We start from the raw sequence: 23,224 nt of genomic DNA, 5'->3' as shown, positions 1-23,224 counted from the left end.
CCTCCGGACCCGCGCTATCGACCTTGGTCGCTATCCGCGGGCGCACACGCGCGGGAACCTGGACGCATGAACGACCCGAAGTCCTATGACGGGCTGTCCGGCTTGGTCCTGTTCGTGGGGTTTTACGAGGGCGCGATGCCGTTCGTGGCGAAGCTGTGGGACGGCAAGCCGCTGCTGGCCCTGCCGACACGGCTGCCCGGCCCCGCCTGGTGGATCGTGTCGTCGGCGGTGCTCGTGGCCGGGTTCCTGCTGCTGTGGTGGATCGACGCCGCGAAGAAGCGCCGCTTCCCCGACGCCTAGGGACTGCCTCGAAGCGGCCTCGGCCACGCGCGCGAACGCGTGAGCGAAAGTGGGCCGGGACTTCACAACACCTCGGGGGTCTCCGGGCCGCCGCCGACGTGCTCGGCGAACTCGGTGATCCAGCGGGCGATCAGGTCGGGGTGGCTCCGCGCCACCCAGTGCCCGCCGGGTGCGCGGCGCACGTACAGGCGGGACGCGTGGCCCCGCGCGGACAGCAGGAGCGGCTGCGAGCCGTACCGGTCCCTGACCGGGACGATGAGCTGGACGGGCACGTCCGTCCGCCCGTCGCCGGGCGGGCCCGCGCCGCGTCGCATGTTGGCGCGGTAGAGGCCGAGGCCGTTGCGGGCGTCCCGCGCGAGGGAACCGGCCGGGTGCCCGGGACGCGGCTCGGCGCCCTCGCGCAGCCGCAACCCGCGCGCGAACCCGGCCGCGAGGAGGCGGGCGGCCAGCTCACCGATGCGGGGCGCCATCAGCACCGGCATGTAGACGCTGCGCAGCGCCTGGTCGAGCACCTCCGCGATCCCCCGCGGGCCGGACCGGACGGCCCGCCGCGCCCACGCGGCGACGTGCCGCCGGTCCGGCCCGGAGATCGAGGTGAACGAGGCGATCCGCCCGCGCAGCCGGTCCCCGGTGACGGCCTCCCAGCCCTGCACCGAGCCCCAGTCGTGTCCGGCCAGGTGGACGGGCCCGTCCAGGCCGGCGCCGTCCAGGACGGCCTCCAGATCGCCGATCGAAGCGTCCAGCCCGTAGTCGAGCGGGTCGGACGGGGCCGACGAGCCGCCCGCGCCGCGCACGTCGTAGACGATCACGCGGAAGCGCACGGCGAGCCGGTCCGCGACCTCGTCCCACATCGCGCCGGTGTCGGGGTAGCCGTGGACGAGGACCACCGCCGGGCGGTCCCCGTCGCCGCGTTCCCGCACGGCCAGCTCGATCCCGCCCGACCTCACCCGGTACTCCCGCACCGCGTCCTCCCGCCGCTCGATGGCGTCCTCAGGAGAACCTACGCCGCAGGTGCCGCCGCCCGGCGCACGGGCTGGCGGAGGATGGTGCGCATCTTCTCCGGGTCCGTCTCGGACGGATCGGACAGGTAGATCTCATGGTGCAGGCCGTTCCGGACGAGCCCCTCCGCCGTCATCAGCGCGTCCATGCGGGCGAGGCTCGCGGGCTCGTCGGAGTAGGCGCCGCGATGCAGCATCTGCACGCAGCGGCCCACGGTGAACGTCACCTGCTGGACGCGCGCCGCGGCGGGCACACCGGCACGGACCTCCTCGATGACGGCGTCGACCGTGCCCGAGAGGCCGCCGGTCCCGTCGGGGAGGCGGATGAACAGGTGCCACCGCCACTCGTCGCGGGGGACGTCGAACGGAGAGCGCTCGTCCTCGACCCACCAGCGCCCTTCCAGCGGCGCCATGGGCGCGCCGAGCGCCCCCATGACCGCGTACAGCGCCCCGACACTCGCCCCGTAGGCCGCTCCCCCGGGCGCACCCTGCCCGGACACCGACAGTCCCGAGACCGGGCCGAACTCCGCAGGCTCCGGCTCCCCGGCCGCGTCGTACCAGTTCATCACGCATCCTCCAGTCGGATCATCACCTGCGTCCTCAGGCGGCCGGGGTCCGTGGCGGCCGGGTCGTCGAGGTAGACCTCCCGTACCGGGCCGCCGGGCGCGTGCCCGTGGTCCCCGATCCACGCGAGAACGCCGTACACCGTGAGCGGGATCTGGTCGTACGGGCCGGTGTGGGTGGCTACGGCGAACGGGCCGCCGGGCAGCAGGTCGTCGCCGTCGGGCGCCTCTAGGGCCACGCGGACGTCGAACTCGTCCGTCATGTCCAGCGGGAACAGCCCGATGAGCGCCCCCTGCGGGACGCCCCCGGCGAGGACGCGCCGCACGCACGCCGAGGTCGCCCCCGGGATCGTGGACGGCGTCGCCGCCTCCCGCGCCACGCGGACCCTCCGCGCGGGCTCCCGGACGATCGTCACCCGCGCCTCCGGCAGCCCCTCCGCGAGCACCCGGTCGAGCAGCCGCAGGCCGCGGCGGCGCCGGTCCAGGTCGTCCTCGATCCGGTCGCGGGCCTCCTTCAGCGCCTGCGCGGCATCCCCGGACAGGACGCGCGCCACCACGGGCAGCGGCACGTCCAGCGCCCGGAGCAGCCCGATCGACAGGGCGTCACGTGCCTGGTCCGGCCGGTAGTAGCGGTACCCCGACGCGGGATCGATCCAGGCAGGGGCGAGCAGCCCCAGGTCGTCGTAGTGCCGCAGCTGCTTGACGCTCAGCCGGCACAGCCGCGCGAACCGCCCGATGGGCAGCAGATCATTGCTCACACCCCCACCTTGACCTCTCCCACGGGGGGAGAGTCCAGCTCAGGGCCTGGCCTTGAGGCCGGTGCAGCCGCGCAGGCCGTTCCAGCGCTTGACCTCGGCCGCCGCGGCGGCGCCCTTCAGCGGGATGGGAAGGCCGCCCGAGATGCGGGCGGGCTTCCACTTGTCGGCCGTGACCTTGCCGTCCTGGACGCGCAGCAGCAGCACGCCGGAGTTGGCCGTCTGGCCGGAGGCGGACGAGAAGACGAAGTTGCCCATGCCGTAATGGACGTACTTGCCGTCCATGTAGCCGCCCCCCAGCGGGACGTGCGCGTGACCGCCGACGACGATGTCGGCGCCCGCGGCGACGAGGCGCCTGGCGAGTTCCTGCTGGCGGGGCAGCGGGCACGCCTTCAGTTCCTGGCCCCAGTGCAGGTGGACGATCACGATGTCGGACCCCTTGCGGGCCTCCTTCACCGCCTGCTCCATCCGGGGCACGTCCTTCGCCGACGCGAGGCCGCCCTTGCTGCCGGTGGCCGTCCACGCCTGGATCAGGTTGTCGTCGAGGACCTGCGTGGCGCCGACGATCGCGAGCCGGTTGCCCTTCACGGTGACGCGGTAGGGGCGGTACGCCTCGTCGGCGTTCCTGCCGATGCCGACGACGGGGAAGCGGGTGCGCTTGATCGCGGCGAGGGTGTCGCGCAGGCCGCCCTCCATGTAGTCCATGCCGTGGTTGTTCGCCATGGACGTGACGTCGACGCCCGCGCCCCTCAGCGCCGCGAACGCCGACGGCGGCGCACGGAAGGTGAACTGCTTGCCGGGCGCGGGCGTCCCGCCCGTGGTGATCGCCGTCTCCAGGTTCACCATGGCGAGGTCGGCGCTGCGGAGCTGCGCGGCGATCGGGCCGAGCGCCGTCCTCGGCCGGGCGAGGCGGGAGCGGAGCTGTCCTTCGAAGTGCGTGTCACCGCCGAACGCGATGATGATCGGCTGCTTGGCGGACGGCGTCTCCGGGCTCTCCCCCTGGCCCGCCGGACCCGACGCGGCCGGTGCACGTGGCGAGGTCGCGCCCTGCGCCTTGGGATCGCCCGACCCGCCGCACGCGGCGGCGACCAGCGCCGTCACCCCGGCGACGGCCGTGACCGCGACAGTCTTCCCCCGCATCGGACCTCCCTTTTCCGCTCGGCCAAGCATGCCACGGCCCGCCCGGCGTCCCGCCGGTGGCCGCCCGCCCGATGTCCCGCCGGGGGTCGTCCCCCGATGATTCACGTGAAACGCGTCCCTTTGCCGAGCCGGGCCATGATCATGCGGCGGCCTTGACGTCCGCGCAGCGGCGCAGGCCCTCCCACTCCGCGCGGGCCTGCTGCGCGGCCGTGCCGGACAGCGGCTGCGGGACGCCGTCGGAGATCACGGCCGGTGCCCAGTCGGCGCGGGTCACGCGCGGGGCGGCCCCCTTCGCGGACGGGTCGAAGGTGAGGGTGAGCACGCCGCTCTGCGCCGTCCTGCCGGAGGAGTTGTAGAACACGAAGTTGCCGAGCCCGTAGTGGACGTACTTGCCCTTCAGGTAGCCGCCCGCGAGCAGGACGTGCGCGTGGCTGCCGACGATCGCGTCCGCGCCGGCGTCGGCGAGCTGCGCGGCGAGCTGCCGCTGGACGGGCGTGGCACAGGAGTTGAGCTCCTGCCCCCAGTGCAGGTCGACGATGACCACGTCCGTGTCCTTCCGCGCCTCCTTCACGGCCTGGACGAGGCGGGGCGCGTCCTTCGCGGAGGCCAGCCCGGGTTTGGCGTCCGTCGCCGTCCACGCCTGGACGAGGTTGTCGTCCAGCACCTGGGTGGCGCCGATGACCGCGACCCGCGCGCCGTTGACCGTGACGCGGTGGGGACGGAACGCCTCGGCGGCGCCGCGCCCGATGCCGACGACCGGGAACCCGGCCTGCTTCGCCGCGGCCAGGGAGTCCTGGAGGCCGGTGTCGCCGTAGTCCATGCCGTGGTTGTTCGCCATGGTGGCGACGTCCACGCCCGCGGATTTCAGGGCCCGGAACGCGGTCGGCGGCGCGCGGAACGTGAACTGCTTGGGCGCGGGCGTGCCGCCCGCGGTGACGGCCGTCTCCAGGTTGACCACCGCGAGGTCGGCGCGCCGGAGCTGCTCCGCGACCGGGCCGAGCGCGGTGTCGGGGGAGGCGTCCAGCCGGGCGCGCAGCGCGCCCTCGAAGTGGACGTCGCCGCCGAAGGCGACGGTGAACGGCTTCGCCGCGGGCCGCGGGTCGCCGGTGGCGCCGGCGAGCATCCCGCATCCGGCCAGCGCCGTCACCAGAACGGGCCCTCCCAGCAGGGCGAACGCCCGCCTGATCGTACGTGCGGTCGTCATGGCGGCTCCCAGCTCCGAATCACTTGTGCAGGCTTGGACTCGGGTGATCAAGCGGAGGTTCGCGGCGAGGGCCTCCCGGCCACCTGACGGACGCCGGACCAAGACACGCAGCCTTCAATAATTTGAATAATTCAAGTTATGGCGGGTAGGTTGGCGGCATGACCGAGTCACGGACCCCGAACCCCGCCGCCGACCTGCGCGACGCGGGTCTGCGGGTGACGGCGGCCCGCGTGGCGATCCTGGAGGCCGTCCGCGCCGGGGACCACCTCGGCGTCGACGCGATCGCCGGGAACGCCCGCGACCGCGTGGGACACGTCTCCCTCCAGGCCGTCTACGAGGCCCTTCACGCGATGACCGCCGCCGGGCTCGTGCGCAGGATCGAACCCGCCGGAAGCCCGGCGCGCTTCGAGGGCCGGGTCGGCGACAACCACCACCACCTGGCGTGCCGGAGCTGCGGGACGGTCACGGACGTCGACTGCGTCGTGGGGCACGCCCCGTGCCTGCGGCCGGCCGGCGACGCCGGCTTCCTGGTCGAGGAGGCCGAAGTCACGTTCTGGGGCCTGTGCCCCGGATGCCGGTCCCGGTCCCGCTGACGACGTCCCGCGGACCGGACCACCAACGGAGCGAGGAGGAACCGCGCCCATGTCCGACAGGCCCACCACCACGACCGACGCCGGCATCGCCGCGCCCAGCGACGAGCATTCGCAGTCCGTCGGCCCGAACGGCCCGCTGCTGCTCCAGGACCACTACCTGATCCAGAAGATGGCGCACTTCAACCGCGAGCGCGTGCCCGAGCGGGTCGTGCACGCCAAGGGCGGCGGCGCCTTCGGCGTCCTGGAGATCACCGAGGACCTCGGGCAGTTCACCAAGGCGAAGCTGTTCCAGAAGGGCGCCCGCACCGAGTCGCTCGTGCGGTTCAGCTCCGTCGCCGGCGAGCTCGGCAGCGCCGACGCCGGGCGCGACCCGCGCGGCTTCGCGATGAAGTTCTACACCGAGGACGGCATCTACGACCTCGTCGGCAACAACACGCCGGTCTTCTTCATCCGCGACCCGCAGAAGTTCTCCGACTTCATCCACTCGCAGAAGCGCCGCGCCGACAACCACCTGCGCGACCACAACATGCAGTGGGACTTCTGGACGCTCTCGCCCGAGTCGGCGCACCAGGTCGCGCTGCTGATGACCGACCGCGGCACCCCGGCGAGCTGGCGGCACGTCAACGGCTACGGCTCGCACACCTTCCTCTGGTACAACGCGGCGGGCGAGAAGTTCTGGGTCAAGTATCACTTCAAGACCGACCAGGGCATCAAGAACTTCACCCGGCAGGAGGCCGACGCCGCGGAGCAGGACGTCCACATCCGCGACCTCTACGACGCCATCCAGCGCGGCGACCACCCGTCCTGGACCGTCCAGGTGCAGATCATGCCGTTCGAGGAGGCCGCCGACTACCGCTTCAACCCGTTCGACCTGACCAAGGTCTGGCCGCACGGCGACTACCCGCCGATCACCATCGGACGGTGGACGCTGAACCGCAACCCCGAGAACTACTTCGCGCAGATCGAGCAGGCGGCGTTCGAGCCCGCCAACCTCGTCCCCGGCATCGGCGCCTCGCCCGACAAGATGCTGCAGGGCCGCCTGTTCTCCTACCCCGACGCCCACCGGTACCGGATCGGCCCGAACTACCTGCAACTGCCGGTCAACCGGCCGGTGAGCCCCGTCCACAGCTACAACAAGGACGGCGCCATGGCCTACGTCAACCCGGGCGACCCGGTGTACGCGCCGAACAGCGCGGGCGGCCCCGTCGCCGACCCCGAGCTGTGGAAGGGCGACTCCTACGAGGTGGCGGGCGAGATCATCCGCAGCGCCTACACCCTCCACCGCGAGGACGACGACTTCGGCCAGCCCCGCGCCCTGTGGGAGAAGGTCCTGTCCGACGTCGACCGCGACCACATGGTCGGCAACATCGTCGCCCACGCCACGGCCCCCGAGGTCACCGGCGACATGAAGAAGCGCGTCGTGGCGTACTGGCGCAACGTCCACAAGGACCTCGGCGACCGCGTCGCCGCAGGACTCGGCGTCAACGGCTCCTGACCCTGCCTCGCAGGCCAGGGGCGTTACAGGAGACCGGCCGCCTCTAGCAGAGGCGGCACCGGAGAGGGCGGCACCGCACCGGCGCCGCCCTCTCCGCACGCTGGGCTGTGTTTTCAAGTCCAGGCCCACCTCGCCCGCCCAGCGGCTCGCCACGCAACCGGACCCGGGCGAACGCGGCTCCGCGTTCGCGCGCGTGGCCGGGCGGGGCTTGCCTTCGGCATTGCGCAACCCGGCCGGATCGTGAGGCGATATCGCACTCACAAGGCACGGTCACGGGACGGGCCGCGAGCCCGGTGGGCCGGGGCTAGGACGGATTGCGCCCTCAGCGGGGGATTTGGCCCGCCCTGTCGGTCACGGCCATCCTGACCTCGGCCGAGGCGTAGACGACGGAGCCCTGAGCGCCGGTCCCTCCGCCGTCCCCCGTGCCCGGGGACGCGGTGGCGCCGGGTGGTGGCGCGCCTTGGCCGTCGACGAGGGTGCGCTCGCCCAGGAACGCGTACGTCGCCGCGTCGAAGATGAGCTCCTGGCGGTGTCCCTGCCAGGTCTGGCCGACGGCGATCCCCTTGCGGCCGAGGAGGTCCGTCACGCCGCGGGTCACGGTGACCCCCGGGATCCGCGCCGCCGCCGCAAAGATCACCGACAGTGTCCGAGGCTGGACGTACCGCTCGCGGATCGTGTCCCCGACGGTGATGAACGCCTGAACAGCCGGTGGATTCTGACCGTTTCGGTGGTCGAAGAGCCAGCGGCGCATCGCCTCGACATTGTCCGGCATCCCGGTCAGCCGCACGTCGTCGTTACGGCAGCCGGTGGGCGGGTGCGCGAGGTCGATCGGCGGCTCCCGGCCCTCGGCGCTCGCGGCGGCCTCCCGCTTCGCCAGTTCCCCGGAGCCCTCGCACAGCCAGATGCCCTCGTCACCGGAGTTGCGGATCAGCCCGGCGCGGCTGCCGTCCACCGAGAACCAGGCCCGCCGGTGCCCGGACTGGGGCCGCTCCAGGCCGCCGGAGCCCATCTCCGCGGCCTGGTAGTCCCGCGACTCGAAGTAGAGGAACTGGTCCGGGCGCGGATGGAGGCCGGGACGGGCCGCGGCGGCGCGGGACGCGCGGTTCAGCACCTCGGTCGCGGCGGCGTTCATCACGACCGGCCCGCGCTCCTTCCCGTCCCCGGGGACGAGCAGGACGGCGGTGACGGCCGCCGCCAGACCGGCCGCGGTGACGCCGCCGAAGACGAGGCGGCGGCCCGAGAAGCGGAACGGGAGGCCGCGCGGACGGCGCGCGGCGGCGAGCTCGCCGGCCAGGTGCGCGCGGCGGGCCTCGTGCCGTCCGGCGGGCAGGTCCCGGCGCGGCGGCGGGGCGAGATCGTTCATGGGGTCTCCTCCGAGAGGTGGGGCGTGGGGTTCCCGGGGACGTCGCGGAGCCGGGCGCGGGCGCGGGCCAGCCGTGACCGGACGGTCCCGACCGGCACGCCGAGCGCCTCCGCCGCGTCCGCGTAGTCCAGGCCCTCCCAGACGCACAGCGCGAGGACCTCCTGGTCACGGCGGGGCAGCGCCCGGATCGAGTCCATCACCCGGCGCATCCGGCGCTCGGCGTCCAGCCGGGCCGCCGCGTCGTCGGCGCCGTCCGGCTGCGGGGGCGGCGCGGGCAGCCGGGCCAGCGCGGCACGGTGCCGGCGCAGGCTCCGCCGGTGGTTGTGCACGACGTTCGTCGCGACGCCGTACAGCCAGGGCAGCAGCGAGCCGGACGGCAGGGGCACCGCGGCGCGGCGCCGCCAGGTCTCCAGGAAGACCACGGAGGTGAGGTCCTCGGCCTCCGACCAGCTCGCCGTCCGGCGGAAGCAGTAGTTGTAGACCGTGCGCGCGTGCCGGTCGAAGAGCGTGCCGAAGGCCGCCGCGTCGCCGTCGCGCGCCAGGCGCCACAACTCGGCGTCCGGGGGGGTGTGCGGGTTCATACCCTGAAGGTGTCCGCTCGGCGGCGCGGGTTCCCGCCCAGGGTCAACCGGCCCGCGGTCAGCAGTTCGGCGATGCCGAGCAGCGCCGCCACCGGCAGCCGGGCGATCCACGCCTCCATGGCGACTCCCTGAGGCGGGCAAGAGTCCTCTTTCTGAAGGTAACTCTGTCAAGGCCGCCGAGACAGGCCATGCGATGGCGCCGCCCGAGGGGGCGCGCCATGATGAAGGGGGTCCGGTTGACGAGGAGTCTCGATGGGCGACCGCACGGCCTTCCGCACCTGTCCTCTCTGTGAGGCGTTGTGCGGGCTTGAGCTGACGCTGGACGGCTCGGGGGCGGTGACGGGCGTCCGCGGCGACAAGGACGACCCGTTCAGCAAGGGGTACATCTGCCCGAAGGGCGCGACGCTCGGGAGTCTGGACGGCGATCCCGACCGCCTCACCGGGCCCCTTGTCCGCGACGAGGGCGGGCATGTGCCCGCGACCTGGGAGAGCGCCTTCGGGGCCGCCCGGCGGGAGATCGGCCGCCTGATCGCCCGGTATGGAACGGACTCCGTGGCCGTCTACGCCGGCAACCCGACCGGCCACTCGATCGCCGGGCCGCTGTACACCGAAGCGCTCGTCAAGGCGCTCGGCACCCGCAACCACTTCTCCGCCAGCACGACCGACCAGATGCCCAAGCACGTCAGTTCCGGTCACATGTTCGGCGATCCGCATGCCATCCCCGTCCCCGACCTGGACCGCACCGACCACCTCCTGATGCTCGGCGCCAACCCGCTGGAATCCAACGGGAGCCTCTGCTCGGCACCCGACTTCCCCGGGCGGCTCAAGGCCATCCAGGCGCGCGGGGGCAACGTCACAGTCGTGGACCCCCGCCGCACACGCACGGCCGCCCTGGCGAACGAGCACGTGTTCATCCGCCCGGGGACGGACGCGTTCCTGCTCATGGCGCTCGTCCACACCCTGTTCGCCGAGGAGCTGATCGTCGCCGCCGAGCACCTCGCCGGGCGGGTCAACGGGCTGGACGACCTGCGCGCCCTCGCCGTCGACTTCCCGCCCGAGCGGGTCGCGCCCGTCACCGGCGTCCCCGCGGCGACCGCCCGCCGCATCGCCCGCGAGCTGGCCGGGGCCCGGCGCGCCGCCGTCTACGGCCGCGTCGGCACCTGCACGCAGTCGTTCGGGACGCTCAACAGCTGGCTCGTGGACGCCCTCAACGTCCTCACCGGGAACCTGGACCGGCCGGGCGGCGCGATGTTCCCGCGCCCCGCGCACGCGCCGGTCCACCGCCGCCGGAGGCCGTTCACCACCGGGCGGTGGCGCAGCCGTGTCCGCGGGCTCCCCGAGGTCAACGGCGAGCTGCCCGTCGCCACCCTCGCCGACGAGATCGAGACGCCCGGCGAGGGCCGGGTCAGGGCGCTGATCACGATCGGCGGCAACCCGGTGCTGTCCGCGCCGAACGGCGCGCGGCTGGACCGCGCGCTCGCCGGGCTCGACTTCATGGTCAGCGTCGACCCGTACCTGAACGAGACGACCCGGCACGCGCACGTGGTCCTGCCCCCGCCGCGGCCCGCGCAGACCCCGCACTACGACATCGAGCTGACCCGGTTCGCCGTCCGCGACTATGCCCGCTTCTCCCCGCCCGCCGTGCCGCCGGACGGCCGTCCCAGCGAGGCCGACCTGCTCACCCGGCTCGCCATGATCGCCTCGGGGGCGGACGGCGACCCGTCCGCGCTCGACGAGACGATCATCACGTCGACGCTGAAGCGGGCCGCCGCGCTCACCGGCTCCCCGGTGCACGGCCGCGAGCCGGACGAGCTGCGCAAGATGCTCGACACCGGGACCCTCGCCGAGCAGCGGCTCGACATGATGCTGCGCCTCGGCCCGTACGGCGACGGCTTCGGCGCCGACCCGTCCGGCCTCACCCTCACGCGGCTGCGGTCCGAGCACCCCCACGGCCTCGACCTCGGCGCCCTCAAACCCCGCCTGGACGAGGTCCTGTGCACCACCTCGGGCCGGGTCGAGCTGTGCCCGTCGACGTTCGCGGCCGACGTGGGCCGCCTCCACGCCGCCCTCGCCGGCCCGGCGTCCGGGATGGTGCTGATCGGCCGCCGCCAGCTGCGCTCCGCCAACAGCTGGCTGCACAACGTCCCCGAGCTGGTGGACGGCTCCAACACCTGCACCCTCCAGCTCAACCCCGCCGACGCCGCGCACCTCGGCATCGCCGCGGGCGATACCGTCCGGGTCGTCTCCCGCACCGGGACGATCGAGGCCGTCGCCGAGCCCACCGACACCGTCATGCCCGGTGTCGCCAGCCTCCCGCACGGCTGGGGCCATGATCGTCCCGGTACCCGCGCGGCCGTCGCCGCCCGGCACGCGGGCGTCAGCGCCAACGCCGTGACCGACGACCGCGAGATCGACCCGCTGTCGGGCAACGCCGTGTTCAACGGCGTCCCGGTGACCCTCGAACGCGGCTGACCGGCGGGTCCGGCAGGTCCGGCCGGGCCGCCCCGGTCCCGGTGTTTAGGCGTTCTACCTGCAGGTACGTATCCTTCGCCGCCCCCGGGTGGCCCATGCCGAACGCGGAGGCTAGTGTCACCAGCGTCCCATTACGGCCGTCTCAATACTCCGAACCGGATGCACGCACCCGAGGAGGGACATGAACCGACGGGCGAGCAACATCTTCCGGCGGTCCGGCCCGCAGCGCTCCCAGCGGCTGGTGGACGCGACCGAGGGGCTGGAGCAGGCCCGCGCCCTCGACCGCGCGATCCGCCCGATCTCCGCCGCCGTGCGGCGGACGCTGCGTCCCGGGCCGGTCAAGGACGTCCTGCACGGCGTCCCGTTCGGGCATCCCGCGCACCCCCCGCTGACGGACGTGCCGATGGGCTGCTGGATCTCCGCCGCGGTGCTGGACCTGGTGCCGGGCACCCGGCGCGCCGCCCAGGTCCTCGTGGGCGCCGGGCTCGCGGCCGCCGTCCCGGCCGTGCTCACCGGGATCGCCGACTGGTCCGCGCTGCACCGCGAGCAGCAGCGGGTCGGGCTCGTCCACGCGGCCGGGACGGCGACGGCGAGCATGCTGTACTCGGCGTCGCTGCTCGCCCGCCACCGGGGCCGCGACGGCGCCGGGCGCACCCTCGGGTTCGCCGGCCTCACCGCCCTGATGGCGGGCGGCTACCTCGGCGGCCACCTGGCGTTCCGGCAGGCGGCGGGCGCCAACCACGCCGACCAGCTGGCGCACCTGGTCCCGCTCGGGTGGCACGACCTGTGCCAGATCGAGGACCTCCCGGACGGCTGGCCCGTCGCCCGCAGTCTCGGCTACATCAGCCTGTTCGTCCTGCGGACCGGCGAGGACGTGCACGTCCTCGCCGACCGGTGCAGCCACCTGGCCGGGCCCCTGCACCAGGGCCGCGTCCTCACCGACGACGACGCCGAGACCTGCGTCGTCTGCCCCTGGCACGGCAGCACCTTCCGCGTCCGCGACGGCTCGGTGATCCACGGCCCCGCCACAGCCCGCCAGCCCGCCTTCGAGACACACGTGACGAACGAGGGCCTCATACAGGTCCGCCCCCGGGGCTGAGGCTCCCACCGCGCGAACCCCGCCACACCGGGCAAGGCCGGTCGCGGCCGGCACGGTCAGGCGGGGGCGTCGTCGGGGTGGGCGGTGTCGGCGCTCGGGTACTCGACCAGGGCCAGGACGCGGCTGGCCATGAAGCGGGCGGTGCGGACGGCGGTGCCCGTGCGGGTGACCTCGCTGACCTCGACCACGCCGCGTCTGGTCGCGACCTCCACCCGGCGTCCGGCCCGGCTCGCGACGACCTCGTACGTCCGCGTCCCCTCGCCGCCGGCGTCGATCATGATCTCGACCCTGTCGCCCTTCATCGGCGAACCTTCCGTCGTCGAACATATATTCGACCTATACCCGCACGGGCCGTCCGCGAACCCCGCCGGCAGGTACCGGGCGCATCGAAAACCGCTGGTCAGGCCAGCAAATTGATGATCGCGACGACGCCCACGATCACGATCACGCCGCGCAGCACCAGGGGCGGGATCCGCCGTCCGACCCGGGCGCCGATCAGCCCGCCGACCGTGGATCCGGCGGCGATCAGCAGTACCGCCCACCAGTCGATCCGCGTGCCGGAGAAGATCCACAGCGCGATGAACAGGACGGCGGCCGTGCCGTTCACGACCGCCGACAGCACGTTCTTGGCGGCGTTGGCCCGCTGGAGGTCGTCGTCCAGCGCGATGCCGAGCATGGCGATGAGCACGATGCCCTGCGCGGCGCCGAAATAGCCCCCGTACACGCCCGCGAGCAGCACGCCCGCCCACAGCCACGGGCCGCCGTGCGGGTGGTGCTCCTCGCCCTCGCGGCGGCGCAGCATCCAGCCCTGGAGGCGGGGCTGCGCGATCACCAGGACCAGCGCGATGACGATCAGCGCGGGGACGATGACCTGGAAGGCGCCCGCGGGCAGGCCGAGCAGGAGCAGGCCGCCGGCGATCGAGCCGGTCACCGACGCGCTGCCGAGGCGCAGCAGCCGCTCCCGCTGCCCCTTCAGCTCGTTCCGGTACCCGTACGCGCCGGTCACGCCGCCCGGGACGAGCCCGATGTTGTTCGAGACGTTCGCGACGACCGGGACGTAGCCGAGCGCCAGCAGGGTCGGGAACGTGATCAGCGAGCCGGAGCCGACGACCGTGTTGATGCCACCCGCGGCGACCCCCGCCGCGAACACCGCCACCGCGTCGAGCAGGTTCACGGGCGTCCCATCCAAGCGCTCGGCGTTCCCAACAGCGATCACGATGGTAGAGACCGCGCGGTTCCGCGAGCCGAACGGGGGTCTTTTTCGGTATCGGCGGGCGAACGCCGCGTCACGGGCGGCCCGCCGGACGAGGGTGACGCAGGTCAGCGGGAGGCGCGCGCGTACCAGCGGCCGTGCTGGCGGTCCACGTCGAGCGCGAGGCCGAAACAGGCCGACAGGTGCTCCGGGGTGAACACCTCGTCCACCTTGCCCTGCGCGACGGCCTCGCCCTTGCGCAGCAGCAGCGCGTGGGTGAAGCCGTCCGGGACCTCCTCGACGTGGTGCGTGACCATCACCATCGTGGGAGCGCCGGGGTCGTCGGCGAGGCGGGCGAGGCGGGCGACGAGGTCCTCGCGGCCGCCGAGGTCGAGGCCGGCGGCGGGCTCGTCCAGCAGCAGCAGCTCGGGGTCGGGCATCAGCGCGCGGGCGATCTGCACCCGCTTGCGCTCGCCCTCCGACAGCGTGCTGAAGGTGCGGCGGATCAGGTCGCCGCACCCGAGCGCGTCCAGCAGCCCGACGGCGCGGGACACGTCGGTGGAGTCGTACTCCTCCCGCCAGCGTCCGAGGATCGCGTACGAGGCGGTGAGCACCAGGTCGATGACCTTCTCGCCCTCGGGGACCCTCTCGGCGACCGCCGAGCTGGCCAGGCCGATCCGCGGGCGCAGCTCGAAGACGTCGGCGCGGCCGATCTCCTCCTCCAGGACCTCGACCGCGCCCTCCGTCGGGTGCAGCATCGCCGCGGCGACTTGGAGCAGGGTGGTCTTGCCGGCCCCGTTCGGGCCGACGATCACCCACCGCTCGCTCTCGTTGACCGTCCATGTGACGTCGCGCAGGAGGGCTGCGCCCCCGCGCCTGACCCCGACTCCGCGGAGCTGCAGTACCTCGCCGGCCATCGCGCGCCCTCGACCTCGATCCCGCAATCCAGGTGGTCCCGTTCAGGAAAGAACCTATGCGATTGGCGGCGCGCGCCGTCCGCCGCCTCCCCGCCGGAGCGGCCTCCCGGGCGGGCGGCGCGCCACACGTGGTCCGGTGGCACCGGCGATCCCAGCGCTTATGGTGGTTCGCATGCCCATAGGGGAGTGTTGGGAATCGGATGAGTAAGGACGTGGCGACCACGCTGGTGGCGTGGGGCAACGCGTGGCTGACGGGGCACGTCGGCCTGGACGAGGCCGCGGACGCGGTCGAGCGGGCCGCGGGCCCGCAGATACTCGGCGTCGCGCCCGCCGAGGTGCCGCTGCGGCGGGGCCTCGGCGACCTGCGCGTCGGCGGCATGAGCGCGTTCCGGCTGGCCCTGCCCGGGCCGGGCGACCCGCTCGGGCTCACCGGCCCGCCGGACTTCAACCGCGCGGCGATCGACGCCGGCGCCGCGGTCGTCGTCAGGCTGGGGGAACGTGCCATGGGCCTCGTCCCGGCCGAGGACCGGCGCGGCTCGTCCTACGTCGGGATCCGCTGGACGACCTGGGACGCCGCGCCCGGCCAGCCCGACGTCCCGTCCCTCGCCGACGCCGACCGGCAGCTGACCCTCGCCATGCGGGACGCGACGGAGGCGCTGCTGACGGTGGACGGCGTGTCCGGCGTCCCCGCGGAGATCGCCGACGCGCTCGCCGACCTGCGCGACCCGGACCGCGGCGACCATCCCCTCGCCCCCGGCTACCCGCCCCGCGCGCACCGCGTCGCGGCGCTCGCCGACCGGTTGTCCCTGGTCGTGGACCTTGCCCGGCGGATGGATGACCGTGGCCTCACCGCCAACCAGATGTTCTGTCGCGGTGAGGCCCTGCGGCTGCTCGACGGGGCCGTGCGGCGCGCCCTCGTGGCCGCGTGCAACAGCGCGTTCGACCCCGTCCCATAGCCGGCCCGCTCGCGGTGGGCCGGCCGGTCAACGCGAAGCGGGGCGCCCCGGGCTGGGGGACGCCCCGCTCGAACCGCGGCCGGGCCGCTCAGGCGCGGACGACGATCGTGTTGCAGATCTTGTCGGCGAAGGTCTGCTTGCGCTCGTCCCACAGCGGCCAGAGGAAGCCGATGTAGCACAGGAAGCTGTCGGCGATGTGCGCGAGCTTGCGGACGAACGCCATGCCGAAGCCGATGGGCTGGCCGGTCTGCGCGCTGACGAGGCGGATGCCCATCTGGCGCTTGCCGATGGACTGGCCGGTGGTGCCCTCCTGGTAGCAGATCCACAGGCCGCCCGCGATGGACAGCGCCAGGCCGATCAGCATGAACAGCACGCCCAGCAGCGCCGCGCCGCCGCTGCCCGAGCCGCCGAGCAGCACCCCGAGCAGGTACAGCACGAACGTCGGGGCGGCGAAGATCAGGTAGTCGATGATGTACCCGCCCGCACGCGAGCCCCACTCGGCCAGCTGGCCCGTCGAGCCGTAGTGGTGGTGGTGCACCTCCTGGTACCCGGACTGCCCCGGCGTGGTCGGGGGCTGGCCGTAACCAGGCTGCGCGGAGGGCTGGCCATAGCCGGGCTGCGCGGGCTGCTGCCCGTAACCGGGCTGCGCCGGAGGCTGGCCGTAGCCGGGCTGCGAAGGGGGCTGGCCGTAACCCGGCTGCGCGGGCTGCTGGCCGTACCCGGGCTGGGCGGGAGGTTGCTGGCCGTACCCGGGCTGCTGTTGCCCGTAGCCCGGCTGCTGACCGTAGGGGTCGTAGGGGTTACCCACACTTGCTCCTTATTGATTGACCCTGTGGATATGTGACGCCCGCCGGACCCGGGGGGCTCCGCAAGTCTGACCGACGACTGAACGCGGCTCACACCCGCAAGAGACCGAGCCGGACGAGCTGCCACAACTCCGACCCCACCAGGGCGGAGCCGAGCAACCAGGCACGGGTCTTCGGCTGGAGTGCCCACCACCGCCGTCCCGGCCCCAGCGGCGCGAGGGCCACGCCGAGCGCGGCGGTGAAGGCCACCGGGTTCGCGAGCACCGCCTGGGCCGGACGGCCCGAGCCGAGCTCGATGAACACGGTGGTCCCCCCGCACAGGGGACACGGGATGCCGGTGAGCGCCCGGAGGGGGCAGAGCACGCCGGGGTCGTTGACGCGGTGGATCCAGGACGCGCCGACGGCCGCCAGGGCCATCGCCGCCACGCGCAGCACCACGCCCACGGGGCCGTGCCGCGCCGCGGTGAGGGTCCGGCTGACGATCCCGCCGAGCGCACCGTCCGGTACGCCCGCGGCCGCCGCCCCGGGCACTCCCCCCAAGGAATCCTCCGCCTCGATGACATTCGTCTGAGTGATCCGTATACCGGGTCCACCCCGCGGTGGGTCAAGTCTCGGCGACCATCCGCGATCTGACCGTTACCGAGAGCGTGACCGACACCACCTCGGGCAAGAGTAGGACAAACCGCCAGCTACATGCGCACTTTTCTGCTCCGGCTACCGCGAAAACGTTCAAAGGAGTGATGCAGGAAGGAAGCGGGCAGGTTCAGGCGTTGGCGGCGGCGCCCACGATCTGGGGGGCCAGGGTGTCGGAGATGTGCTCGGACTCGACGACGTCGGCGACGACCGCGGTGATGTTGTCGGGCCCGCCGTTGTCGCGGGCCTGCTCGATCAGCACGGCGACCGCGCGGTGCGGCTCGGCCTCCGCGGACAGCACCTCGTAGATCCGCTGCGCGTCCACGGGGCCGCTGAGCCCGTCGGAGCACAGCAGGTAGCGGTCGCCCAGACGGGCCTCGCGCAGCCGCAGGTCGGGCTCGCGGTCCTCGCGTCCGTCCAGCACCCGGTACAGGACGTGCGACAGCCGGGACGTCTCGGCCGGGTCTGCGGTCTGCCCCGCCTGTTCCGCCTCGGCCTTGAGCAGCTCGTCCATCGTGTGGTCCTGCGTCATCTGGAAGAGCTCGCCGTCGCGCAGCAGGTAGCCGCGCGAGTCGCCGATGTGCGCCAGCGCGACGGACGCCCCCGACCACAGCATCGCGGTCAGGGTCGTGCCCATCCGGCTCAGATCGGGCCGCTCCTCGCGGACGATGCGCAACTTCTCGTTGGCCTCGGCCACCGCGCGGCCCATGATCTCGACAAGGTCGTCACCATGGGCGCCGGTGTCCAGCGAGCGCAGGGAGCCGATGACGGTCGAGCTCGCGACCTCGCCGCCGGCATAGCCCCCCATGCCGTCCGCGACCGCGATCAACCGCGCACCGGCGTAGCCCGAGTCCTCGTTGTTCTCTCGGTTGCACCCGATGTCACTGCCTGCTGCGTACCTGATTGCTACGTTCATACCAATTTCGATGACGATCCTGTCAGAGGAGTTGTCTCAGTCACGGGCGGTCTCCCCGGCGGCTCCGACACCATGCCCGCCGGCGTCTCCGACACCATGCCGGACGGCGTACAGCGCCGCCTGCGTCCGATCCTGGACTCCCAGTTTCATGAGCAGATTACTGACGTGCGTCTTGACCGTCTTCTCCGAGACGACGAGCACGCGGGCGATCTCCCGGTTGGACCTGCCCCGCGCGATGTGCACGAGCACCTCCCGTTCCCGTTCGGTCAGCGCGGCCAGGCCGCGGTTCTCCTCGGACGCCCGCTCCGCCCGCAGCATCGCCTCCGCCGCGTCGGGCGCGAACAGGACATGCCCGTCGTGCACCGCTCTGATCGCCTGGACGAGCGCCTGCGGGTCCACGTCCTTGTACAGGTACCCGGCGGCGCCCGCCCGTACTGCCGGCAGCACGTGTCCGCGTTCCGTGACGCTGGTCAGGATCAGGACCCGCGCGGCCACCCCACGAGCCCGCAGCTCCGTCAGCGCGGTCAGGCCGTCGACGCCCGGCATCTTGAGGTCCATCAGCACGATATCGGGCTTCAGCGATTCGGCCAGCGTCACGGCCGACGTGCCGTCACCGGCCTCGCCGACGACCTCGATGTCGTCCTGGATCCCGAGGTAGGTGCGCAGCCCCTGCCGGACGACGGGATGGTCGTCGGCGATCAGCACCCTGATCGCCTCGCGGCCCGCGCCGCCCGCGCTCACAGCGGCACCTCCAGCCGGACGGTCGTGCCCCGGCCGGGCGCGGCGTCGATCGTCAGCGTGCCGCCGATCGACAGCGCCCGCTCGCGCATGGACGCCAGCCCCAGGCCGCCCGCGTCGCCGTTCCCCTGGCCCCGCTCGCCGCCCCGGCCCGGTCCGCCGCCCTGGCCGGGTCCGCCGCCCCGCCCCGGCTCGGACGCGTCGAACCCCGAGCCGTCGTCGGCGACCTCCAAGACGACCCGCTCGCCGTCGCCCGCGAGACGGACGTCCACGGCCCGCGCCCCGGCGTGTCGCAGCGCGTTGTAGAGCGCCTCCTGCGCGATGCGGTAGGCGACGGCCTCGTGCTCCTCCGGCAGGACGTCCGCGCCGTCGGCGGCGAAGCGGACCTCGGTCTCGTGGGCCCGGTCGAGCACCTCGACGTGCTTGCGCAGCGAGGCGGCCAGCCCGTCCGCGAGGTCGGCCGGGCGCAGCTCGAAGATCACGGCGCGCAGCTCGGCGAGGGCCTCCGCGGCGAGCCGCTCGACCTGCTCCAGCTCCCGGACGGTCCGGACCGGGTCGCGTTCGGCCAGCGCCGAGGCGGTGCGCGCGGTCAGCCGCAGCGAGAACAGCTTCTGCGCGACCGCGTCGTGCAGCTCGCGGGCGAGCCGGTTGCGCTCGGCGACGACCGTCAGCTCGCGGTTGTGCTCGTACAGGCGGGCATTGGCCATGGCGATGGCGGCGTGCGCGGCGAAGAGCCTCAGCAGTTCCTCGTCGCCGTCGGTGAAGCCGCCGGGGACGCGCTTGTTGGCGAGGAACACGATGCCGAGGACGTCCTCGCCGTCGCGGATGGGTACGCCGAGGAAGTCCTTCAGGACGGGATGCGCGGCAGGCCAGCCCTCGAACTCCGGCTCGCGGCGGATGTCCGCCAGCCGCTTCGGCGTGTCGCCGCGCAGCATCGCGGCGAGCATCCCGTGCTGGCGGGGCAGCGGGCCGATCCGCTCCCACTCCTCGTCCGTGACGCCCTCGACGACGAACTCGGCGAACGAGCCCTCGTCGTCGGGCACGCCGAGGGCCGCGTACCGGGCGTCCAGCAGCTGCGCGGCGGCGCGGACGATCACCTGGAGCACCTCGTGGACCGACAGGTGGCGGGTGACCGCGAGCACGGCGGAGCTGACGGCGCGGAGGGTCGCGCCCTCGTCACCGCAGCGGCCTTCCTCGATGACCATCCCGGCCTCTCGTGTCCACGGCGGGCGCCGCCCGGCACCCGCATGTGAAGACCGTACTCTCTGGCCAGGTCGTCCCGAATCAGCCCGAGGGCCTACGTTCGGGCCGCGTCGCTCCTCCCGGGGCCCCCGACGGGGGTCCTACGACCATGTGACCACCATCGGGGGACTTCGCGGCCGATGTCGTGAAGTGCACGGAATCCCTAGTGTCAAGGGCATGAGGACCGCATTGATCACCGGGGGTTCCCGGGGCCTCGGCCGGGCGCTGGCCGCCGGGCTGGCCCGGGACGGCTGGACGATCGTCATCGACGGGCGCGGCGCGGCGGCCCTGCACGCCGCCGCCGCGGACATCGGCGGGTCCGTGACCGCCGTCGCCGGGGACGTCGCCGACCCCGCGCACCGTGCCGCGCTGTCCCGTGCCGCGGCGGACGCGGGCGGGCTCGACCTGCTCGTCAACAACGCCGGCACGCTCGGGACGACGCCGCTGCCCCGGCTGGCCGAGCAGCCCGTCCGGGACCTGGAGGAGACCTTCGCCGTCAACGTGCTCGCCCCGCTCGCGCTGATCCAGGCCGTCCTGCCGGGCCTGCGGGCGCGGCGCGGCGCCGTCCTGAACATCACCTCGGACGCCGCGGTGGAGGGCTACGAGACGTGGGGCGGCTACGGGGCCGGCAAGGCGGCCCTGGAACAGATCTCCCGCGTCCTCGCGGCCGAGGAGCCGGACCTGGCGGTGTGGTGGGCCGACCCGGGCGAGATGCGCACCGACATGCTCCGCGCCGCGGGCGAGGACGCCGACGCCGCGCCGCCGCCGGAGGAGGCCGCCGCCGCGCTGCTCCGCCTGATCTCCGACCGCCTGCCGAGCGGCCGCTACCGTGCCGCCGACCTCGCCGGTGCGCGATGACGACGACGCTCGGACCCGGACCCGCCGGCCGGACCGAGGGCGCGCCCGCGCAGCGGCTGCTGGCCCCCGGGTACCGGGGCGTGACGGTCGGCATCGTCCTGCTCGTCACGCTCCTGGCGTTCGAGAACATGGCCGTCGGGACGGTCATGCCGGTCATCGCCCGGAACCTGGACGGCCTGTCCCTGTACGCGTGGGGCTTCAGCGCCACCCTGATCACGAGCCTGCTGTCCACCGTCGTGGCGGGCGGCTGGGTCGACCGGTCGGGTCCCGCGCGCCCGTTCCTCATCGGGGTCGTCACGTTCGTCGCCGGCCTCGCCATCGCCGGCGCCGCCCCGTCCATGTGGCTGTTCGTCGCCGGACGGGCCGTCCAGGGCCTCGGCACCGGCGTCCCCATGGTCGCGCTGTACGTGCTGGTCGCGCGCGCCTACCCGGAGGAGCTGCGCTCGCGGGTCTTCGCCGCCCTGTCGGCCGCCTGGGTCCTGCCCTCGCTGATCGGCCCGGCCGCGGGCGGCGTCCTGGCCGAGCACGTCGGGTGGCGGTGGGTGTTCCTCGGGCTGATCCCGCTCGTGATCCCGCCGACGCTGCTGCTGCTCCCCGTCCTGCGGCGCCTCGCGGGGCCCGCCGCGTCCGCCGCGCCCGCCCGGTCCCGCCACCTCGCGGCCGTCGCGGTCGCGGCCGGCGCCGGGATCCTCCTCTACGGGCTGGACGGCCACGGCTGGGCGGCGGTCCCCCTCGTCCTCGCGGGCCTGGCCGGTCTGGGCCTCGGGCTGCCCCGGCTGCTTCCCCCCGGGACGCTCCGGATGCGCCGCGGGCTGCCGAGCGTGGTGCTCGTCCGCGGACTGCTGTCCGGGGCCTTCTTCGGGACGGACGTGTTCATCCCGCTCGCCCTCACCTCCCTGCACGCGTTCAGCCCCACCCAGGCGGGCGTCGTCCTCACCGTCGGATCGCTCGGCTGGTCGGCGGCGTCCCAGTTCCAGGGCAGGTCCGAGCGTCCCCGCGAGTTCTTCGCCCTGCTCGGCGCGATCCTCATCGCCACCGGCATCGTCACCGCGACGATCGCGCTCCGGTTCTCCGGCTGGGCCACCGCGCCCGCCTGGATCATCGGCGGCGCCGGCATGGGCTTCGCGATCGGCAGCCTCAGCGTCCTGACCCTCGGGATGTCCGCCGAGGACGAGCAGGGCGTCAACTCCTCCGCGCTCCAGATCAGCGACACCCTCGGCTCGTCCCTCGTGGTCGGCGCGGCGGGCGCGCTGGTCGCCGGCTTCGGCGAGGACCGGCTCGGCACGGGACTGGTCGTCGCGGGGGCCCTGTTCACCGCGATCGCCGCACTCGGCGTCATCGCCGCACTCCGCCTGGAGGCCGCCCCATGACCGACACCCTCGACTTCGACCTGCCCCCGGCGCTGGAGGCGCACGAGCCGCCCGAGGCCCGCGGCCGGACCCGCGACGGCGTCCGCCTGCTGGTCGGACGCCGCGGCACCGGCGAGGTGTCCCACCACGAGTTCGCCGACCTGCCGTCCCTCCTCGCCCCCGGGGACCTGCTCGTCGTCAACACCTCGGCGACGCTGCCCGCGGCCGTCCGGCTCGATCGGATCAGCGTGCACTTCTCCACCCCCCTGCCCGGGGACGACGACGACCTGCTCTGGCTCGTCGAGCTGCGCCGCCTCACGGGCAAGGCCAGCCGCCCCTACTCCGGCGGCTCCCCGGGCGAGTGGATCCCCATGCCCGGCGGTGCCACCCTCACCCTCATCGGACGGCGGACCGACCGGCTCTGGCAGGCGCGGCTGAGCACGCCCGTCGTCCCCTACCTGCGACGCCACGGGACGCCCATCCGGTACGGATACGTCCGCCGCGACTGGCCCACCGCCGCGTACCAGACCGCGTTCGCCCACGACCGCACCACCGGCAGCGCCGAGATGCCGAGCGCCGCCCGCCCCTTCACCCCCGAGCTCGTCACCCGGCTCGTCTCCCGCGGCGTCCACATCGCGCCGATCACCCTGCACACGGGGGTCGCGTCACCCGAGGCGCACGAACCCCCGTACGCGGAGCGCTACGAAGTCCCCGAGCCGACCGCCGCGCTTGTGGAACACGTCCGCGCGCGCGCCGGACGTGTCATCGCCGTGGGTACGACCGCCGTCCGCGCCCTGGAAACGGCCGTGGACGCCACTGGACACGTCCAGGCGTCCGCCGGATGGACCGAGCACATCGTCACCCCGGAGCAGGGCGTCCGAGCCGTGAACGGGCTTCTCACCGGCCTGCACGAGCCCAAGTCGTCCCACCTGATGATGCTCACCGCCATCGCGGGCCGCCCTCTGCTCGCGGCCACCTACCGGGCCGCGCTGAACGAGCGCTACCTGTGGCACGAGTTCGGCGACGTCAACCTCCTGTTCTGAGGACGGGCCCG

25 protein-coding genes are annotated in these 23,224 nt (G+C 73.7%); 9 read left to right on the top strand and 16 right to left on the bottom strand.

The features are described from left to right. The first annotated feature begins 66 nt into the window (after window positions 1-66). Window positions 67-300 (top strand): hypothetical protein, encoded by a 234-nt coding sequence (locus tag AGRA3207_RS21685; RefSeq protein WP_231328870.1) that lies wholly within the window; start codon window positions 67-69, stop codon window positions 298-300. A 62-nt stretch (window positions 301-362) separates the two neighbouring features. On the opposite strand, the gene AGRA3207_RS21680 is transcribed toward AGRA3207_RS21685, so the two are convergent. The 5 genes from AGRA3207_RS21680 to AGRA3207_RS21660 form a co-directional block, all read right to left on the bottom strand. Next, window positions 363-1,262, bottom strand: coding sequence for an alpha/beta fold hydrolase (locus tag AGRA3207_RS21680; RefSeq protein ID WP_231328869.1), 900 nt, complete (start codon window positions 1,260-1,262; stop codon window positions 363-365). A 38-nt stretch (window positions 1,263-1,300) separates the two neighbouring features. Continuing rightward, on the bottom strand, window positions 1,301-1,864 hold the full coding sequence (locus AGRA3207_RS21675; protein WP_231328868.1) for a GyrI-like domain-containing protein: 564 nt from the start codon (window positions 1,862-1,864) through the stop codon (window positions 1,301-1,303). Continuing rightward, window positions 1,864-2,619: a MerR family transcriptional regulator gene (locus AGRA3207_RS21670; protein ID WP_231328867.1), complete on the bottom strand. Its 756-nt coding sequence runs from the start codon at window positions 2,617-2,619 to the stop codon at window positions 1,864-1,866. The genes AGRA3207_RS21675 and AGRA3207_RS21670 overlap by 1 nt, the downstream gene beginning before the upstream one ends. 39 nt (window positions 2,620-2,658) lie before the next feature. Continuing rightward, window positions 2,659-3,756: a CapA family protein gene (locus AGRA3207_RS21665; protein WP_231328866.1), complete on the bottom strand. Its 1,098-nt coding sequence runs from the start codon at window positions 3,754-3,756 to the stop codon at window positions 2,659-2,661. Window positions 3,757-3,895: 139 nt separating this feature from the next. Beyond that, window positions 3,896-4,960: a CapA family protein gene (locus AGRA3207_RS21660; RefSeq protein ID WP_231328865.1), complete on the bottom strand. Its 1,065-nt coding sequence runs from the start codon at window positions 4,958-4,960 to the stop codon at window positions 3,896-3,898. Window positions 4,961-5,118: 158 nt separating this feature from the next. On the opposite strand from AGRA3207_RS21660, the gene AGRA3207_RS21655 reads away from it, so the two are divergent. Both AGRA3207_RS21655 and AGRA3207_RS21650 read left to right on the top strand, forming a co-directional pair. Next, window positions 5,119-5,553 (top strand): Fur family transcriptional regulator, encoded by a 435-nt coding sequence (locus AGRA3207_RS21655; RefSeq protein WP_231328864.1) that lies wholly within the window; start codon window positions 5,119-5,121, stop codon window positions 5,551-5,553. Between the two features lie 49 nt (window positions 5,554-5,602). Then, window positions 5,603-7,048, top strand: coding sequence for a catalase (locus tag AGRA3207_RS21650; RefSeq protein WP_231328863.1), 1,446 nt, complete (start codon window positions 5,603-5,605; stop codon window positions 7,046-7,048). A gap of 322 nt (window positions 7,049-7,370) precedes the next feature. Here AGRA3207_RS21650 and AGRA3207_RS21645 read toward each other — a convergent pair whose 3' ends face one another. From AGRA3207_RS21645 to AGRA3207_RS39875, 3 genes are read right to left on the bottom strand one after another with little or no spacing between them, the layout of a single operon-like run. Continuing rightward, window positions 7,371-8,411: a CU044_5270 family protein gene (locus AGRA3207_RS21645; RefSeq protein WP_231328862.1), complete on the bottom strand. Its 1,041-nt coding sequence runs from the start codon at window positions 8,409-8,411 to the stop codon at window positions 7,371-7,373. Beyond that, the gene (locus AGRA3207_RS21640; RefSeq protein ID WP_231328861.1) at window positions 8,408-8,992 is read right to left on the bottom strand and encodes an RNA polymerase sigma factor; all 585 of its coding nucleotides are present in this window, start codon (window positions 8,990-8,992) and stop codon (window positions 8,408-8,410) included. Before AGRA3207_RS21640 ends, AGRA3207_RS21645 begins: the two co-directional genes overlap by 4 nt. After that, window positions 8,989-9,111, bottom strand: coding sequence for a hypothetical protein (locus AGRA3207_RS39875; RefSeq protein ID WP_273699569.1), 123 nt, complete (start codon window positions 9,109-9,111; stop codon window positions 8,989-8,991). The genes AGRA3207_RS21640 and AGRA3207_RS39875 overlap by 4 nt, the downstream gene beginning before the upstream one ends. A gap of 133 nt (window positions 9,112-9,244) precedes the next feature. Between AGRA3207_RS39875 and AGRA3207_RS21635 the strand changes: the two genes are divergently transcribed. Together AGRA3207_RS21635 and AGRA3207_RS21630 are read left to right on the top strand one after the other, a co-directional pair. Beyond that, the gene (locus tag AGRA3207_RS21635) at window positions 9,245-11,464 is read left to right on the top strand and encodes a molybdopterin dinucleotide binding domain-containing protein (protein WP_231328860.1); all 2,220 of its coding nucleotides are present in this window, start codon (window positions 9,245-9,247) and stop codon (window positions 11,462-11,464) included. A 181-nt stretch (window positions 11,465-11,645) separates the two neighbouring features. Next, complete coding sequence (locus tag AGRA3207_RS21630) at window positions 11,646-12,563, top strand: Rieske (2Fe-2S) protein (RefSeq protein WP_231328859.1); 918 nt, start codon at window positions 11,646-11,648, stop codon at window positions 12,561-12,563. Window positions 12,564-12,619: 56 nt separating this feature from the next. On the opposite strand, the gene AGRA3207_RS21625 is transcribed toward AGRA3207_RS21630, so the two are convergent. From AGRA3207_RS21625 to AGRA3207_RS21615, 3 genes are all read right to left on the bottom strand, one after another. Next, window positions 12,620-12,865, bottom strand: a complete 246-nt coding sequence (locus AGRA3207_RS21625; RefSeq protein WP_231328858.1) for a hypothetical protein — start codon at window positions 12,863-12,865, stop codon at window positions 12,620-12,622. Window positions 12,866-12,963: 98 nt separating this feature from the next. Beyond that, entirely contained in the window at window positions 12,964-13,737 is a 774-nt protein-coding gene (locus AGRA3207_RS21620) for a sulfite exporter TauE/SafE family protein (protein ID WP_231328857.1), read from the bottom strand. 146 nt (window positions 13,738-13,883) lie between these two features. Further along, entirely contained in the window at window positions 13,884-14,672 is a 789-nt protein-coding gene (locus AGRA3207_RS21615) for an ABC transporter ATP-binding protein (protein WP_231328856.1), read from the bottom strand. 200 nt (window positions 14,673-14,872) lie between these two features. On the opposite strand from AGRA3207_RS21615, the gene AGRA3207_RS21610 reads away from it, so the two are divergent. Beyond that, window positions 14,873-15,628: a hypothetical protein gene (locus AGRA3207_RS21610; RefSeq protein ID WP_231328855.1), complete on the top strand. Its 756-nt coding sequence runs from the start codon at window positions 14,873-14,875 to the stop codon at window positions 15,626-15,628. 88 nt (window positions 15,629-15,716) lie between these two features. On the opposite strand, the gene AGRA3207_RS21605 is transcribed toward AGRA3207_RS21610, so the two are convergent. The 5 genes from AGRA3207_RS21605 to AGRA3207_RS21585 form a co-directional block, all read right to left on the bottom strand. Next, window positions 15,717-16,436: an RDD family protein gene (locus tag AGRA3207_RS21605; RefSeq protein ID WP_231328854.1), complete on the bottom strand. Its 720-nt coding sequence runs from the start codon at window positions 16,434-16,436 to the stop codon at window positions 15,717-15,719. Between the two features lie 88 nt (window positions 16,437-16,524). Beyond that, the gene (locus AGRA3207_RS21600; protein ID WP_231336340.1) at window positions 16,525-16,965 is read right to left on the bottom strand and encodes a DUF2752 domain-containing protein; all 441 of its coding nucleotides are present in this window, start codon (window positions 16,963-16,965) and stop codon (window positions 16,525-16,527) included. Between the two features lie 232 nt (window positions 16,966-17,197). Next, window positions 17,198-17,983 (bottom strand): PP2C family protein-serine/threonine phosphatase, encoded by a 786-nt coding sequence (locus tag AGRA3207_RS21595; RefSeq protein ID WP_231328853.1) that lies wholly within the window; start codon window positions 17,981-17,983, stop codon window positions 17,198-17,200. Window positions 17,984-18,019: 36 nt separating this feature from the next. Then, the gene (locus AGRA3207_RS21590) at window positions 18,020-18,724 is read right to left on the bottom strand and encodes a response regulator (protein ID WP_231328852.1); all 705 of its coding nucleotides are present in this window, start codon (window positions 18,722-18,724) and stop codon (window positions 18,020-18,022) included. Then, complete coding sequence (locus AGRA3207_RS21585; RefSeq protein WP_231328851.1) at window positions 18,721-19,926, bottom strand: GAF domain-containing sensor histidine kinase; 1,206 nt, start codon at window positions 19,924-19,926, stop codon at window positions 18,721-18,723. The genes AGRA3207_RS21590 and AGRA3207_RS21585 overlap by 4 nt, the downstream gene beginning before the upstream one ends. Window positions 19,927-20,140: 214 nt before the next feature. Between AGRA3207_RS21585 and AGRA3207_RS21580 the strand changes: the two genes are divergently transcribed. From AGRA3207_RS21580 to AGRA3207_RS21570, 3 genes are read left to right on the top strand one after another with little or no spacing between them, the layout of a single operon-like run. Then, entirely contained in the window at window positions 20,141-20,821 is a 681-nt protein-coding gene (locus tag AGRA3207_RS21580; protein ID WP_231328850.1) for an SDR family NAD(P)-dependent oxidoreductase, read from the top strand. Further along, a complete protein-coding gene (locus tag AGRA3207_RS21575; RefSeq protein ID WP_231328849.1) occupies window positions 20,818-22,191 on the top strand; it encodes an MFS transporter in 1,374 nt (457 codons plus the stop codon). The genes AGRA3207_RS21580 and AGRA3207_RS21575 overlap by 4 nt, the downstream gene beginning before the upstream one ends. Beyond that, window positions 22,188-23,213: an S-adenosylmethionine:tRNA ribosyltransferase-isomerase gene (locus tag AGRA3207_RS21570; RefSeq protein ID WP_231328848.1), complete on the top strand. Its 1,026-nt coding sequence runs from the start codon at window positions 22,188-22,190 to the stop codon at window positions 23,211-23,213. Before AGRA3207_RS21575 ends, AGRA3207_RS21570 begins: the two co-directional genes overlap by 4 nt. Window positions 23,214-23,224: the final 11 nt, after the last annotated feature.

It is taken from the genome of Actinomadura graeca (assembly GCF_019175365.1).
GTDB classification, from domain to species: Bacteria; Actinomycetota; Actinomycetes; order Streptosporangiales; family Streptosporangiaceae; genus Spirillospora; species Spirillospora graeca.
The sequence above is the reverse complement of the archived record's forward strand: the minus strand, read 5'-3'. Positions and strand labels throughout refer to the sequence as shown.